This window comes from Clostridium fallax (genome assembly GCF_900129365.1).
GTDB classification, from domain to species: Bacteria; Bacillota; Clostridia; order Clostridiales; family Clostridiaceae; genus Clostridium_AH; species Clostridium_AH fallax.
On sequence record NZ_FQVM01000010.1, the window covers coordinates 21,227 to 37,371 of the forward strand.

13 protein-coding genes and 1 tRNA gene are annotated in these 16,145 nt (G+C 24.7%); 11 read left to right on the forward strand and 3 right to left on the reverse strand.

All coding sequences use genetic code 11. The annotated features are described in order from the left end of the window. Window positions 1-79 precede the first annotated feature (79 nt). Window positions 80-1,063 carry a 3'-5' exoribonuclease YhaM family protein gene (locus tag BUA70_RS06650; RefSeq protein ID WP_072895212.1) on the forward strand — a complete coding sequence of 328 codons (984 nt, stop codon included), beginning with the start codon at window positions 80-82 and terminating at the stop codon, window positions 1,061-1,063. 157 nt (window positions 1,064-1,220) lie between these two features. Here BUA70_RS06650 and BUA70_RS06655 read toward each other — a convergent pair whose 3' ends face one another. Next, window positions 1,221-2,477 carry a L,D-transpeptidase gene (locus tag BUA70_RS06655; protein WP_083573473.1) on the reverse strand — a complete coding sequence of 419 codons (1,257 nt, stop codon included), beginning with the start codon at window positions 2,475-2,477 and terminating at the stop codon, window positions 1,221-1,223. 111 nt (window positions 2,478-2,588) lie between these two features. Between BUA70_RS06655 and BUA70_RS06660 the strand changes: the two genes are divergently transcribed. The 5 genes from BUA70_RS06660 to BUA70_RS06680 all read left to right on the forward strand — a co-directional run bounded on the left by BUA70_RS06660 (window position 2,589) and on the right by BUA70_RS06680 (window position 9,958). Continuing rightward, the gene (locus BUA70_RS06660) at window positions 2,589-3,368 is read left to right on the forward strand and encodes a DUF1189 domain-containing protein (RefSeq protein WP_072895218.1); all 780 of its coding nucleotides are present in this window, start codon (window positions 2,589-2,591) and stop codon (window positions 3,366-3,368) included. Window positions 3,369-3,455: 87 nt separating this feature from the next. Next, window positions 3,456-4,259 carry a DUF1189 family protein gene (locus BUA70_RS06665; RefSeq protein WP_072895221.1) on the forward strand — a complete coding sequence of 268 codons (804 nt, stop codon included), beginning with the start codon at window positions 3,456-3,458 and terminating at the stop codon, window positions 4,257-4,259. Between the two features lie 23 nt (window positions 4,260-4,282). Beyond that, a complete protein-coding gene (pepT, locus tag BUA70_RS06670; RefSeq protein WP_072895224.1) occupies window positions 4,283-5,506 on the forward strand; it encodes a peptidase T in 1,224 nt (407 codons plus the stop codon). Between the two features lie 99 nt (window positions 5,507-5,605). Then, window positions 5,606-6,820: an exonuclease SbcCD subunit D gene (locus BUA70_RS06675; protein WP_072895227.1), complete on the forward strand. Its 1,215-nt coding sequence runs from the start codon at window positions 5,606-5,608 to the stop codon at window positions 6,818-6,820. Continuing rightward, on the forward strand, window positions 6,821-9,958 hold the full coding sequence (locus tag BUA70_RS06680) for an AAA family ATPase (protein ID WP_072895231.1): 3,138 nt from the start codon (window positions 6,821-6,823) through the stop codon (window positions 9,956-9,958). A 144-nt stretch (window positions 9,959-10,102) separates the two neighbouring features. Here BUA70_RS06680 and rbr read toward each other — a convergent pair whose 3' ends face one another. Continuing rightward, on the reverse strand, window positions 10,103-10,690 hold the full coding sequence (gene rbr / locus BUA70_RS06685) for a rubrerythrin (protein WP_072895234.1): 588 nt from the start codon (window positions 10,688-10,690) through the stop codon (window positions 10,103-10,105). A 71-nt stretch (window positions 10,691-10,761) separates the two neighbouring features. Beyond that, a complete protein-coding gene (locus BUA70_RS06690; RefSeq protein ID WP_072895237.1) occupies window positions 10,762-11,637 on the reverse strand; it encodes a DegV family protein in 876 nt (291 codons plus the stop codon). A 385-nt stretch (window positions 11,638-12,022) separates the two neighbouring features. Between BUA70_RS06690 and BUA70_RS06695 the strand changes: the two genes are divergently transcribed. The 5 genes from BUA70_RS06695 (at window position 12,023) to BUA70_RS06715 (ending at window position 16,111) form a co-directional block, all read left to right on the forward strand. After that, window positions 12,023-12,099: transfer RNA gene (locus BUA70_RS06695), tRNA-Arg, on the forward strand. A gap of 192 nt (window positions 12,100-12,291) precedes the next feature. Next, a complete protein-coding gene (gene lepB / locus BUA70_RS06700) occupies window positions 12,292-12,798 on the forward strand; it encodes a signal peptidase I (RefSeq protein ID WP_242977367.1) in 507 nt (168 codons plus the stop codon). 403 nt (window positions 12,799-13,201) lie between these two features. Further along, window positions 13,202-14,230 carry a resuscitation-promoting factor gene (locus BUA70_RS06705; RefSeq protein WP_072895243.1) on the forward strand — a complete coding sequence of 343 codons (1,029 nt, stop codon included), beginning with the start codon at window positions 13,202-13,204 and terminating at the stop codon, window positions 14,228-14,230. A 158-nt stretch (window positions 14,231-14,388) separates the two neighbouring features. After that, window positions 14,389-14,817, forward strand: coding sequence for a hypothetical protein (locus tag BUA70_RS06710; protein ID WP_072895247.1), 429 nt, complete (start codon window positions 14,389-14,391; stop codon window positions 14,815-14,817). 148 nt (window positions 14,818-14,965) lie between these two features. Next, entirely contained in the window at window positions 14,966-16,111 is a 1,146-nt protein-coding gene (locus BUA70_RS06715; RefSeq protein ID WP_072895250.1) for a Card1-like endonuclease domain-containing protein, read from the forward strand. Window positions 16,112-16,145: the final 34 nt, after the last annotated feature.

Below are 16,145 nucleotides of genomic sequence, written 5' to 3' on the forward strand. Positions count from 1 at the left end.
ATATTTTGATATGTTTAAATATAAAATAAACCGTTATAATTATATATGAACAATATTTTTTTATTTAATAATTTAGTCGATGAAAGGAAGAGATTTAGTGAGTATACCTGAAAAAGCAATAAATGAATTTATACAAGGTGAAAGAATAGAAGGTTTCTTTCTTATAAAATCTGTCAACTGTAAAACTGCTAATGCTAATGGCAAAAAGTACTTAGATTTTGTTATTGGTGATAATACTGGAGAGATAGCAGCTAAACTATGGGAAGTTAATAATGAAAATGAAAACGCATTTAAAGAAAACACTTTAGTTAAAATAAGAGGAATAGTAGTAGCTTGGCAATCCTCTTTACAATTAAAGATAGAACTTATAAGAAATTTAAATGATGATGATCATGTTAATATAGAAAATTATATACAAACAGCTCCTTATAGCAGTAAAGATATGTTTAATGAGATAAATGGTATTATAGGTAGAATGAGTAATGATGATATAAAGAAAATAGTTAGGGAAATGTTTTTAAATAATGAAGATAAACTTATGTACTATCCAGCTGCTAAGAAGAATCACCATTCAATAAGGGGTGGACTATTATATCATATCTTAACTATGTTAAAAGTTGCGAAGCAATTAACTTTAATATATGATTTTCTAAATGAAGACTTATTATATGCTGGAGTTATACTGCATGATTTAGCTAAGATTAAGGAAATGGATGCAAGTAATTTAGGTATAGTAAGTGAATATACATTAGAGGGAACCTTATTAGGGCATATAACAGAAGGAATAAAGGATATAGAAGTAACAGGTATTAAATTAGGTGTAGATAAAGAAATTATAATATTATTACAACATATGGTATTATCACATCACTATGAGCCTGAATACGGTAGTCCTATTAAACCTATGATTCCAGAGGCTGAAGTTCTACATTATTTAGATGTATTAGATGCAAGAATGTATGATATGAGAAAAGCTATTAGGGAAACTAAAGTAGGAGATTTTTCAGAAAGAATATGGTCTTTAGAAAATAGAAGAATTTATAATCACAAATTAACTAAATAAAACTAAAATTAAGAAGCTATGAATTTTAAAATTTTTATTATAATATTTTAAATTCATAGCTTTTTATTTAAGGTATTTTTATAAAAAATATATAAATAAATTTAATTTATAATATAAAGATATTCATAGACAAACTTTTATTTATTTTAAGTTTTAATTAGTTAATTATAAGTTTGGAACCTATAGTGACATTATCATGTATCCACTTAGCATCATCTATAGCTAATCTAATACAACCATGAGAGGCAGGAGTACCTAAGGTATAATCTACTATGGTTTCTTTATCCTTAGCAAAAGGGATAGAGTGGAACATATAGCCATCTATAAAGGTAGTCCAGTACTTTCCTCCTTGCTCATATTCAGGAGCATAGAACCATTCGCCACGTTTTTTTGTTGTATATGTGCCTTTAGGTGTTTCTTTTCCATCAACACCAGTAGAGCATACAAAGTTTTTAATTAATTCCCATTTGTTTTTTGAACCTTTATATACTTGAGTTCTTTGATTTTCTAAATCTACATACATAAGATATGGACTACCACTATTTAAATTTAGAGTATTTATATTATTTGAAGTTATTTTTGTTGTAATAGTAGATGCAGAAGCGGAAGCTTCTTTTGATTTAGATTCTTCTTTAGAAGTATTTTTTTCATTTGATTTTTTAGATGTTTCCTTAGAATTATTTTTATTTAGGATTTCATCTTTTTTTAATTTATATTGATCTATTTTAGATAAAATTTCTTTATCATTCCCATAATAGGTCATATTTTCTTCTAAGATCGCAATTGCTTTAGAATAGTATCTTTGAGATGCTAATTCTTCAGAAGATTTTAAGGCTTTTTCTTTCATTTTAATTGATATTAATTGTTTATAATTTAATGATTCCATGTAATTTTCATCAAAAGCTATTACTTTATTAAAAGAATTGAAAGCTCCAACATAATCCTTATCATTAAACTTTTGTACTGCAGAATTAAAAGTTGTTTGAGAATCATTTAATATAATTAATGATTCTTTTAAGTTTTTTATATCTTCATTTATAACATTAAATCTTTCCATTTCAGTAACTATAGCAAGTAAGGTTAAGTCATTTATCTCATTGTTATCATATTTTTGTGATAATGAGTTTAATTCATTTGAAAAGTATTTTTTCATATCATTTTTTAGTAATAAATGTTTCATAGGATTAAGCTTGCCTTTATTTAAAATTAAATTATTAGCTTCTATATATTTTCCGTCACTAAATAAGCTAGAAAATGAGTTGAAAATTTTATTGTAGGACAAAACTGTAGAAAATATAAATATAAAACAAATCATTAAAAGTGAAGAATATAATATGAAAAATTTCTTTCCTTTTGCAAAGCTTAAGATATTTTTAAGGAAAGATTTTTTTGATTTGTTTTCATTTTTAAGCATAAAACCACTCCCTTTAAATTATTTATCTAAATTATGGACAAAAACTCTAAAAGTTAAACATTGATAATAAATTTTATTTTATGGATAAACTATAAAAAAGGAGTGAGATTTATGGATAAGATTTCTTTTAAAGATAGATTAATAATAAGCATATATAAGCCTAAAAATTATATATTATTATATAAAGATAGATTTTTTAGAGCATTAATTTATATAGTGATAATTTCTTTCATATTAGGGATTATAAGCTTTTTTAATATATTTCATAAGTATAATAAGTTTATAAATTCTGTAGAAATAGAAGTTAAAAATAACTTTCCAGATTTTAGTTTTCATAATGGTATATTACATGTAAATCAAAAAGATGAAATAGTAATAAAAAATAGTGGTGGCCTAGAGATAATAATAGATACAAGAGATGGCGAAGGGAATATAATAAATAATTATTTATATGGTAGGGATAAGGTTATATTAGTCTTAAAAGATAAGATAATTTATAAAAGTAAAGATAAAATAGATGAAACTCAATTAGATACATTTAAAAAAATAACTTTAAATAAAGAAAAATTTATAAAGTATGTTTTTAAATTTAAATTAGGATTAATAACATTAATAATAATATTTCCTTTTTTAATTTTTATTATAAATATATTCTCTTGTTTTTTATTGACATTGCTTGGAGTTTTAATTACTTCAGTATTAAAAATAAAAATTTCTTTTGTTGATTTATTTAAGCTAAGTATATATTCAAACACTTTTCCTTCAATTTTAAAATCTATTTTTATGTTATTCGGATTCTCGAATAATAAGTTTAATTACATATACATAATTTTAGGATCATTTTATTTAATTTTTTCTATAAAATATATAACTATTAACCTGGAAAAATAAACTTATAAATTATATTGGTAAACATATGTAAAATATATGTTTAAAATAGTATAATTAAATATAGAACTTATCCTATGGGGTGAAATTATGGAAATAAAGGATGGTTTTTTCACAGAATTTATAAATGCTATATTTAACTTTAAGTATTATATAAATTTTAAAAATAGTACTGTAAAAAAAGCTTTTGGATTTTTATTTATATTAGCTTTATTTTTTGGTGTCATAGAAGGCATAGGAGGAAGTGTAAGCTATATACAAAATATAAATAGATTAAAAGGCGATATAAAAAGTGGAATAATTGATTTTGAGTTTAAAAATGGAGAAGTTAATATTTCAAAAAGTCCATATATATTAAGTAAAGATGAAAATTTAATATTTATAGATACTAATTTAGAATATAAAGAATTTAATAAGAACTTATTAAAAAAATATAATATAGATAATAAACCTAATGTACTTTTAATATTTAAAGATAAGCTTATACTTATAAATGATTTTAAAGATGTTCAAAAGATTAATTTTGGAGATTTAGAAAAGGTTAATTTTGGAACAAATCAATTGTTAACGATTTTAGCAGTTTTAAAAGCTGGATCTATATTTATAATTCTTTATCAAATAGCTTTTAATTTTATAGGACTTATATTATCTTCAATATTAATAGCTTTAATTGGTTTACTTATAAGCATTTTATTAAGAGTTAAAATATCTATTTTTGATATATATAAAGTTTCAGTATATTGTTTGGTACTTCCAACAACTATATCAACAATATTTTTCTTATTTAAGTTTAAAGTACCTTATTTTTATATAATGTATATATTGTTATCATTAGTATATTTAATATTTGTTATTAAAGAACTTAAAGATAACCTAAATAATAAACAAATTTAATTTTATAAAGGGAGAGGTGTTTTATAATGAACGTAACAGAAAGATTTTTAAATTACGTAAAGGTCAATACTAAATCAGATGAGACAACAGGTACAACTCCAAGCACAAAGGGTCAATTAGAACTTGGAAAGATTCTAGCAGAAGAATTAAAGTCTTTAGGTGTTAAAGATGTCACTATAAGTGAATTTGGATATGTTTACGGAACATTACCTTCCAATACCTCAAAGAAATTACCAACAATAGGCTTTATATCACATATGGATACATCTCCAGATATGAGTGGCGAAAATATAAAACCTCAATTTGTTAAAAACTATAATGGTGAAGATATTATATTAAATAAAGAATTTAATATAGTCTTATCTCCAAAGGAATTTCCTGAATTAAATTTATATAAGGGAAAAACTTTAATAACAACAGATGGAACTACACTTTTAGGAGCAGATGATAAAGCTGGTATAGCTGAAATAATAACAGCTATTGAATATCTTATAAATAACCCAGAAATAGAGCATGGAACTATAAAAATTGCATTTACTCCTGATGAGGAAATAGGAGAGGGTGCAGATCACTTTGATGTTAAATTCTTTGGAGCAGACTTTGCATATACAGTTGATGGTGGAAGACTTGGAGAATTAGAGTATGAAAACTTTAATGCAGCTGCAGCTACAATAACTATAAAAGGTAGAAATGTTCACCCAGGTTCAGCTAAAAATAAAATGATAAATTCAATGTTAGTAGCTAATGAGTTTATAAATATGTTACCATCTAATCAAGTTCCTGAAAAAACAGAAGGATACGAAGGGTTTTTCCATTTAATAGATATGAAAGGTGATGTAGAAAATTCTACAATAGCTTTTATAATTAGAGATTTCTTTACAGAAGGTTTTGAAAACAGAATAAATCTTATGAAAAAAATAAGTGAAGAGTTAAATGGAAAATATGGAGAAGGAACTGTTACAGTTAATATAAAAGAACAATATAGAAATATGAAGGAAAAAGTAGAACCTGTTATTCATATAGTAGAAACAGCTAAAAAGGCTATGGAGGATTCAGGGGTAGTTCCACAGGTAGTGCCAATAAGAGGTGGTACAGATGGAGCTAGATTATCATTTATGGGACTTCCAACACCTAATTTATTTACTGGGGGAGAAAATTTCCACGGAAAGTATGAATTTATACCAACAGAATCAATGGAAAAAGCTGTTGAAGTTATTCTTAACATAATAAAATTAAATAGTAAATAATAATTAGAACATATACTAAAAAGACCTCTTTGGAGATATCCAAGGAGGTCTTTTTAAGATAATATATAATTAATTATAAATATAATTGGAGGGATAACATTGAAAATAATTCATACAGGTGATTGGCATATAGGAAAAATTGTAAATGAATTTAGTATGATACCAGATCAAGGATTCATATTAAGAGAATTTTTAAAAGTAATAAAAGAGGAGAATCCTGATGCTATAGTAATAGCTGGAGACTTATATGATAGATCAATTCCTCCTATAGAAGCAGTAGAGCTTTTAAATGATGTATTTACTAAGATATTAAATGAATATAAAATACCTATTCTAGCTATAGGTGGAAATCATGATGGAGGAGAAAGAATATCTTTTGGTAATAAACTTTTTAAAAATAATGGATTATATATAGAGGGAGTATTAAAAAAAGATATAAGTAAGGTATCATTAAAAGATCAATTTGGAAATGTAAATTTTTATTTAATACCTTATGCAGATCCATCTTTAGTTAGACATATTTATGAAGATTCTGATATAAAAACTCATGAAGATGGAATGAGAAAAATAATAGAAAATATAAAGAGTGATATGAATTTAAATGAACGAAATATAGCAGTAGCTCATGGTTATGTAACCTATGTTAAGGAGAAAGACAATAATATTAGTGAAGAAGCTAATGAAGATTATAAAACTCTTAGAGCTGGTATGGAGATAAGTGATTCTGAAAGACCATTAAGTATAGGTGGTACGGACTTAATAAATGGAGATATTTTTAAGGATTTTACTTATACAGCCTTAGGACATCTACATGGACCTCAAAAAGTAGGAAGTGATAGAATAAGATATTCAGGGTCTCTCTTAAAGTATTCCTTTTCTGAAACTCATCAAAAAAAGAGTATAACTATTATAAATATAGATAAAAATGGTGAATTAGATGTAAAAATAAAACCTATGATATCTTTAAGAGATATGAGAATTATAAAAGGTAATTTAGAAGAAATTATAAAGCCAGAAGTTTATAATCTTGAAAATAAAGATGATTATATATATGCTATTTTAACAGACGAAGGGGAGATTATAGATCCAATATCTAAACTTAGATCAGTTTATCCTAATGTAATGGGATTATCAAGAGAATATATTAATGCAAGGGAAAGTTCAAGGACTTCAGCGTCTAATGGCTATAAAAATAGAACTAAATTAGAATTATTTAAAGAGTTTTATAATTCTATTACAGGAAAGGAATTAGATAATAAAAAAGAAGAAGTTATGACAAAAATTATAGAGGAAGTTGAAAAGGAGGAAATATAAATGAGACCTGTAAAACTTACCTTAAATGCTTTTGGACCATATGCTGGAAAAGTAGAATTAGATTTTAATGATCTTAATGATAAAAATATATTTTTAATAACTGGCCCTACTGGGGCAGGGAAGACCACAATATTTGATGCAATAAGTTTTGCTTTGTTTGGAGAAGCATCTGGAAGTAGTAGGGATAAGGACAGCTTAAGAAGTGACTTTGCAAAAGATGGAGATTTAACTTATGTACAATTAGAGTTTGAGCTTAAGAATAAAAAATATAATATAAAAAGATATCCAGCCCAACTGAAGAAGAAGGCAAAGGGGGAGGGGTATACTCAAAAGGGAGCAGAAGCTGATTTGCTTTTACCATCAGGAAAACTAATAACTAGAGTTACAGCAGTTGATGAAAATATTAGTAATATATTAGGTATAACTAAGCAGCAATTTAAGCAAATAGTTATGTTACCTCAAGGAGAATTTAGAAAGCTTTTAGAAGCGGATAGTAAGGAAAGAGAAGATATTTTTAGAAGAATATTTGGAACTGAGATTTTTGATGGTGTAAAGAAGAAATTAGAAAAGGAAACCAAAGAAATATATATAGATATTAAGGAAAAATTATTGGAGCAAAATACCAACATTAAAAATATAAATGCAGAAGGAAATGAAAGACTTTTTAAATTAATAAGTAGCGAAAATAAAAATACTGAGGAAATAATTACAGAAGTTAAAAAACAAATTGATATAGATAAAGAATTGGTACAAGATATAAATAATAAAAAAGATATAATAAAGATGGAAATAGAAAATCTTCAAGGTAAAATAATAAAAGGTGATGAGCAAAATAAAAAAATACAAAATAGAAATAATTTAAAAATTTTATTAGATGAAAAAGTCAAATTAAAAGATGTTTATGAATATAAAGAAAAAGAACTTTTATTTAATAGAAAAGCATTAGAAATAAGATTTATAGAAAATACTTTAAATAATAAAAAAAGAATAAAATTAGAAAGAGAAAAAAGTTTAGAGCAATCTAAATTAAATCTTAAAAACTATAAAATATTATTAGAAGATAAGAAAAATCAATTAGAAAAATTAAAAGATATAGAAATTCATAAGAAAAAGTTATCTGAGAATCTAATTAAACTTAAAAGTTATGAGGTTAAGGTCCAAGGATATGATGAGAAAATTTCTAATTTGAAAAATTTAAAGAAACAAAAGGATGACATAAATAGTAGTGATATAAATGCAAAAAATAAATTAGAGATTAATAATAAAGCTGAAGAAGAATTACAAAAAAGATTAGTTAATATTCAAAAGTTTGAAATTAAGAAAATAGAAAAAGAAAAAGAAAGAGATAGTATTAGTGATTTAATCATTAATTTAAGAAATATTTATAAAAAATATAATGAACTAAAGGAAATAGAAATTAAAAGAGAAAATGAAGTATCTTCCTTTATTCAATTTGAAAAAATTTATGAAAGTATAAAAAACAATTACGAAATAAAAGAAAAATTATTTAGAAGAGGACAGGCTGGATTATTAGCTAAGAACTTAGAAGATGGTATGCCTTGTCCGGTTTGTGGCTCTATTCATCACCCTAACTTAGCTAGCTTTTCAGATGATGTACCTACAGAAGAAGAGCTTAAAATATTAAAGTTACAATTTGATAAAAAAAGTGATGATTATAAAAGTAAGTATGAAAAATTAACTAAAAGTAATACTTTAATAGAAGAAAAAAAGAAAAGCCTATACGAGGAAGAAGAAAAATTTATAAAAATACTTAAAGAAGATTTTAAAGCTTTAAGTTTAGATGATAAAACTAATAGAATTATACAAATAGGAAAAGAACTAAAATTTAAGGAAGCAGATATAAATAAGGAATTAAATTCAATAAAAGATATAATAAATGAAAAGAAAATTATAGAAGATAAAATAAAGTCTTTAAAATTAGAAAATGAAAAATTATCAGGATTAAGAGAAGATTTAAAGTTAAAATTAAATGATACTATTGGTAAGTTAGAAGGATTAAATGAAGCAATATCTTTAATAGAGAAAGAAATACCAAAAGAAATAAGAAGTTTAGATATACTTAAGAAAAATATAAAGGATTTAGAGGATAAATTATCATTAATTAAAGAAGAAGAAAATAAAATTCAGAATGAATACACTAGAGCTATATCTTTAGCTTCTGCAGGTGAAAAAGAGGTTTCTTCTAAAGAAGAATTTTTAAAGGAAATCAACGAAGAAATTGATAAGGAAAATAAGGAATTATTATATAGTATAAGTAAACATGGATTTAAAGATATAAATGAATATAAAAACTTTTTAATAGATGAAGATGATATCTTTGTTAGGGAGAAAGATATAAAAAATTATTATGAAAACTTAAAATCATTAAAAGATAGATATGAAGAAATATTAAAAGAAACTGATAAATTAGACAAGATAAATATAATTGAATTAGAAGAAGAGTTAAAGATTAAAAAATTAAGTATAGAAGATTTATATTTAAAAGAAAAAAGCATATTGCCAAGAGTTAATAACAATATACATTTATTAAAGAATATTATTTCTATAAGAGAAAAAATAAAGTTTAAGGAGGAAAAATATTCTGTTATAGCTGAACTTTATAAGGTTACATCTGGAGATAATTCACAAAAAATAAGTTTTGAGAGATATGTTCTTGCCGCTTATTTTGATGAGATAATTGAAGCGGCCAATATAAGATTAAATAAAATGGCTTGTGGAAGATTTATATTAAAAAGAAAAGAAGAAAAAGGAAAGGGAACAAAGCAGCAAGGATTGGAACTAGAAGTTTTTGATAATTATACAGGTAAATGTAGACATGTAAAGACATTATCCGGAGGAGAGGGCTTTAAAGCTTCATTATCTTTAGCATTAGGACTTGCCGATGTTGTTCAATCATATGCTGGAGGTATATCCTTAGATACTATGTTTATTGATGAAGGTTTTGGAACCCTTGATACAGAATCTTTAGATAATGCAATTGAAAGTTTAATAGAATTACAAAGAGATGGAAGATTAGTAGGTATAATATCTCATGTACCTGAGCTTAAGGAAAGAATAGAAGCAAGATTAGAGGTAATTCCCGCAAAAGAGGGAAGTAAGGCTAAGTTTATAATTTAAATTATAAAGATTAATAAAAGAGTTTATCTTAAATGTAAATTATTCAGATAAACTCTTTTTTATGTTTTATAGTAATTAGAAAAGACTCTGATAATATAGGATTTAATTTTTTAGATTAATATAGCTAAGAAAAAAATATAATGATTAAGCTCTAGTATTGTACATTATTTCAAAGTAACCTTGAGGATGCTTGCAAGCGGGACAAACAGTAGGTGCTTCTAAGCCATCGTATATAAATCCACAATTACGACATTTCCAATATTGGTTTGTATCTCTTTTAAATAATGTATTATCTTTTAAGCTTGTTAAAAGATCTCTGTATCTTTGCTCATGACCTTTTTCTACTTCTAAAATATGCTTAAAAGCATTTTCTACTTCTGGGAATCCTTCTTCTTTAGCTATTTTTTGAAATGCTGGATAAGCATCTCCCCATTCTTCTTTTTCTCCTTCTGCAGCATATAAAAGATTTTCTTCTGTTGTACCCAAACCAATAGGATAATCTGCATTTACATTTATATGAACAGCTCCTAATCCTTTGATTAATAAGTCATAAAAAACTTTAGCATGAGCTCTTTCATTATCAGCAGTTTCTAAAAAAACTGCTTCTATTTGTTTGTATCCTTCTTTTCTAGCTACACTAGCGTAAAAAGTATATCTATTACGTGCTTGAGATTCTCCTGCAAATGCTTTAGCTAAATTATCAGCAGTTTTTGTTCCTTTTAAGCTTTTCATAAAAAAAACCCCTTTCAAAATCAATAATATTTTATATTATTGACCTAAATAGGGGTTTTTATTACTAATTTTTAAGGCCTTTTATAGGCGCCTAAGAAAAATAATCCTAACATTCCTGGGCCTGCATGACTTCCTATTGCAAGACCTAAATTATTTATGATTATATTTTGCACATTATATTTTTCTTTGATCATTTTAGCTAAAAATTCTGCATCTGCTAGGTTATCACCATGAGATATAAATATAGTTTGATCTTCCCAATTTATAATGTGAGTTTCAAACTGCTCAAATAATGATTTTATAGCTTTTTTATTTCCTTTAACTTTATTAAAAATAACTAATTTTCCTTCATCATCTACATATAAAACAGGTTTTATATTTAATATACTCCCCACTATAGCTGCAGTAGTAGATATTCGACCACCTCTTTTTAAATGATGTAAATCATTTACTGTAAAGAAGTGACAAACTTTGTCTTTAGTTTCTTCTATCCACTTTACAACCTCTTCCTTACTTTTTCCTTGAGATTTATAGCAGCATGAATAGTATACCAATAAACCTACCCCTAAAGACGCGGCTCTAGAATCTACTATTGAGATATCTGCATCTGGATATTTTTCTAAGATTTCTTCCCTTGCTAAAAGTGCACTATTGTAAGTTCCACTTAATCCAGAAGAGAAAGATATATATAATATTCCTTTGCCTTCTTTTATGTGTTTCTCAAATTCTTCAGTAAATCTAAAAACATTTATTTGTGAAGTTGATGGAGTTTCACCGTTTCTCATGGAATCATAAAATGTTTTATAATCTAATGATTGGCCACCATCTTCTATTATTTCGTTTCCTTTGTAATTACATACCAACCCTAAATATTTAACATTTAAGCTTTTGATTAAGTTTATAGGTAAATCACAACTAGAGTCAGTTAAAATGATATATTCTTTCATAAAATCTCTCCTTACTAGAAGTAGTATTAATTTTAATAAATTATATATATACTATATAATTATTTATTTTATCAGATTAGAAGAAATAAAACTTTAAGAAAATTAAAAAAAGACAAAAAAAAGTAGAAGTACGGGAGTTACTTCTACCTATTGTAGTAATAAGAAGTTTGTAGTAGGTAGGGGAACCTACTACAGTAAGTATAAAATATAATAATTAAGTACTTCTTAATTGAATCTTAAATTAATCTTAATAAAGTAAAAATTCACAATAAAGTAAATTCTATAAAAATGGAGAATTGCTATATAAAACTATTTAATAATAGCAAAGTACTAGTATTGATTTATTAATAAAATTATGATACTATTATTTTAATATTTAATATATGCGGTAGTAGCTCAGTTGGATAGAGTAGCTGGCTACGAACCAGTTGGTCGGGGGTTCGAATCCTCTCTGCCGTACCATAAGTAAGGGTTACAATAATTTTGTAACCCTTATTTTTTTTATAATTTATATATTTACTTTTATTAAGTAAGATTAAAAATTAAATTTTGTTAAATTATTCTATATATTTTTGTATAGATGATATAATTGTAGTTAATAAATTAAATATTTTTATACATTAAATTTAATATGGGGGAATTGTAAATTTGAATGTGGCAGATAAATTTAAAATAAAAGATATATTGGGAATTTTATTAGTTATTATTATTATTTTTCTGATTAAAAAATTTTTAATACTTACAGTTTATATACCTAGTGGATCAATGATACCTACTTTAAAGCCAGGTAATGTAGTTGTTGCAACTAAGGTATATAAACCAAGGGATTTAAAAAGAGGAGATATTGTAATTTTTAGATCTAATGAACGTAATGAGAATATGATAAAAAGACTTATTGGTTTACCAGGTGATGAAATAGAAGTTAAAGGAACATTACTTTATGTAAATGGTAAAAAATTAGATGAACCATATATAAAAAATAATATTGACTTTGAAGGAACTTATAAGGTTCCTAATGAAGAATATTTCTTTTTAGGAGATAACAGAGCTTCATCATTGGATTCTAGGTTTTGGAATGATCCATATATAAGTGCTAATAATATAATAGGAAAAGCTCAGTTTAGAATTTGGCCATTAAATAGTATTGAATTTTTAAAATAGTAAAAGATAGTTACATATAAAGCTTAAATAGCTTAATTTTTGATATACCATAAAAATCTGTAATAAGTTTTTACAGATTTTTTTATTAATAAATATTTAATTATAAATAGTTATAAATCTATATGGAATATTTAAGATAATATATTTTAATTTACTAAAATAGTAAAACTAATGAGGTTTTGTTATAGAAATATATATTTTATTATCAAAATATTATTGATTTGTTAAATTAATTCTATATAAATAAGCTTATAATATTTAAATCATAATATTTCTTATAAATTAATAAAAAATAAATAAATATAGTGACAACTTATATAAATTTATATGTTGCTCAGATGTTGACATATTATTTTATGTTATTTATAATGCAATAGACACTCTTGCCCAAGGAGGTTTTTAAATGCTAGAAAAATTTAAAACAAATTTTATTAAGAATTTTTCTAACAGTCCTAAGGCAAAAATATTGTTTTTCCTTGTAATTATAGGAATCTTATTTGGAACAATATACAATATGAAAAAAAATATAGTAGTGAAAATTAACGGAGAAGAAAAGACAATAACTACATTTAAAGGGACTGTTGAAGGAGCAATAAATGATAGTAAAATTGCACTAGCTCCAGAAGACAAAGTACAGCCAGCTTTAAACGAAGTAATTAATAAAAATACAATCATAGAAATAACTACAGCCATACCAGTTAAAGTTCAAGTGGATGGTGATGTCTTAGAATTTAAAAGTGCAGAAAAAACAGTTAAAGGCTTATTAGCATCAAAAGATATAAACTTAGGAGAAAATGATAAAGTTTCTCCAGCTAAAGATACAGAAGTATCAAAGGATATGTCTATTGAAGTTGTAAGAGTAAAAAGTGAAACGATTAAAGAGGTCCAACCTATAGAGTTTAATACTATAGTTAAAGATGATGATACAGTTGAAGAAGGGTCAACAAAAACCGTTACGGAAGGAACTAATGGAGAAAAGGAAATAACTTATGAAGTTGTTTATGAAAATGGTGAGCAAGTGTCAAAGTCAGTTATTGCTGAAAATATTACAAAACAACCTGTAGATAAGTTAATTTCTAAGGGAACTTTAAAAAAATTAGCCCTTTCAAGAGGTGGATCTAGTACAGTTTATAAAAAGAAGATGTCAGTTACAGCAACTGCTTATACTGAAGATCAATTTAATAGAACAGCATCAGGAGCAAAACCGGTAAGAAATATTAATGGATTAAGTACTATAGCGGTAGATCCTAACGTAATTCCTTTAGGCACAAAGGTTTATGTAGATGGTTATGGATATGCTGTTGCTCAAGATACTGGTGGAGCTATAAAAAATAATAAAATAGATTTATATATGAATTCTGAAGCAGAATGCAATCAATGGGGTAGACGTAATGTAGATTTATATATAGTGGCATACCCAGGTCAATGGTAATTAATAATAAGATTATAAATTAATATTAAAATAGATTTATAGGTTCTAGAAATTATTTTTAGATGATTTCTAGAACTTTTTTAAACAATAATTTTTTATTATTATGTATATATTTTTTAAAAAAGTAACACACTTTCTTAGTGAAAGGAAGTGATACTTTGAAAAAATTTAAAATTATATCAGCTACACTTATTGCATTATCTTTTTTTTCAACAGTTAATGTTTATGGAAAATCTTTAACTAGCAAAAAGGGTGAAGAAAGAATTTCCTTTTTAGATCTAGTTAAGGATAGAGATGAAAATGATAAATGTGAAAATGATAGATGTGATAAAGATCATAAAAGAGATGATAAGGAAAATAAAATAAAAGGGGATAAATCAGAGGGAGAGGAAAGTAAGGAAAGACAAAAAATAAAAGATAAGTTTATGAAAGAAAAAAGTAATAACTTATATAAGAATGAACTAGAAAATAAAAAGGATAGAGATCAAAAGCCTTTAGAAAATGATAAAGAAAAAGAAAAAAAAGAAGAAAATAGAAGTTTTCATGATAATAAAAAAGAAAATTTAGAAGAGGAAAATTCTAAATAATAATGTAAATTACATAATTATTTTTAATAAAAAGGACTTTTAATATAAAGTCCTTTTTTTATTTTTAAAATATTTATAAGAATTATGGTTAAAATTTTTAATAAAAGGCAAAATATATAGTAACTCTCCAAATAAATAGGAGGTATATATGAGATGTAGATCATTAATTATAATATTAGGACAACATAACGAAGAAGGTATATTAGCCGCTGCTAAGTATATGCCAGAACGTATAATTTTTATATATAAAAGGAATCAATATACACAAGAGCAACTTCAAAAAATAAATCAGTGTTATTTAAAAAGATTTTCTTTTTTAAAGGTTTTTAATAATTGTATAGAAAAAATAGATATTAATAGTATAAATAATATTTTAAGAGAGCAAAAATCTGAAGAAACAATTATTTCTTTAAATGGAGCAGATAAACTTACTTCATTAATCTTTCTAAATCAATCAAAACAATATAATATACAATGTATTTATATAAATATAGAAAAGGAATCTTTATTAACATTTAAAGATAATAACATAAATATAACAAAACAAAATTTTTTGGATTTAGGAGTAAAAGATGTTATAGAGAGTCTTGGTGGTTCTATTATATTAGAAGGTACAGATTTAAGTCATTGTGAGTCAATACAAGCTTTAACAAAAATAATAGCAAATAATCAAGAAGAATGGCAAACAGTTAAATACAGAATTTCAGATAAAGAAGTTTTTATCCATGATGAGAGTAATCCAACTATAATAAAAATAAATTTAAGATTTTTACCTAAAAAAGAAATAAAAACATATATAAAAATATTAAATATTTTAAAAGAATTCAAAGAGATAGATTATGAATATATAGGAGAACATATAAGGGTAAGATTTTTAACTACTTATATTAAAAGCTTTATATTTAAAAGTGGCTCTTGGCTTGAAGTTTTTACAAAAAATATAGTAGAAGAAATAGAAAAAGTAGATGATGTAAAAAATAGTGTATTATTTTTATGGAATGATTATAAAAAGAGAGTTAAAAATGAGTTAGATGTAGTTGCTATAAAAGATTCTTTATTAATATGCATATCTTGTAAGGATAGTGCAAAATATGATGATGTTGCTCTTAATGAGTTAAATGTGTATGCAAATCAATTAGGTGGTAGAAAGGTTATAAAAATACTAGTTGCAACTAAAAAGCCATTAAAGGGATCTATTATAGATAGAGCAAAGGAAATGGATATTAATCTTATAATTTATGATGGTAATATAGATAGGTTTAAGAAAAATATAGAAGAAGCTATTAAAGTATAAAAAATAATATGTAATAAAAATTTATATAAAGATA

Excerpts from the sequence above, each read along its gene's own strand:
- BUA70_RS06650 (WP_072895212.1), top strand. The coding sequence starts at position 80 with ATGAAAGGAAGAGATTTAGTGAGTATACCTGAAAAAGCAATAAATGAA.
- BUA70_RS06655 (WP_083573473.1), bottom strand. The coding sequence starts at position 2,477 with ATGCTTAAAAATGAAAACAAATCAAAAAAATCTTTCCTTAAAAATATC.
- BUA70_RS06660 (WP_072895218.1), top strand. The coding sequence starts at position 2,589 with ATGGATAAGATTTCTTTTAAAGATAGATTAATAATAAGCATATATAAG.
- BUA70_RS06665 (WP_072895221.1), top strand. The coding sequence starts at position 3,456 with ATGGAAATAAAGGATGGTTTTTTCACAGAATTTATAAATGCTATATTT.
- BUA70_RS06680 (WP_072895231.1), top strand. The coding sequence starts at position 6,821 with ATGAGACCTGTAAAACTTACCTTAAATGCTTTTGGACCATATGCTGGA.
- rbr (WP_072895234.1), bottom strand. The coding sequence starts at position 10,690 with ATGAAAAGCTTAAAAGGAACAAAAACTGCTGATAATTTAGCTAAAGCA.
- BUA70_RS06690 (WP_072895237.1), bottom strand. The coding sequence starts at position 11,637 with ATGAAAGAATATATCATTTTAACTGACTCTAGTTGTGATTTACCTATA.
- BUA70_RS06705 (WP_072895243.1), top strand. The coding sequence starts at position 13,202 with ATGCTAGAAAAATTTAAAACAAATTTTATTAAGAATTTTTCTAACAGT.
- BUA70_RS06715 (WP_072895250.1), top strand. The coding sequence starts at position 14,966 with ATGAGATGTAGATCATTAATTATAATATTAGGACAACATAACGAAGAA.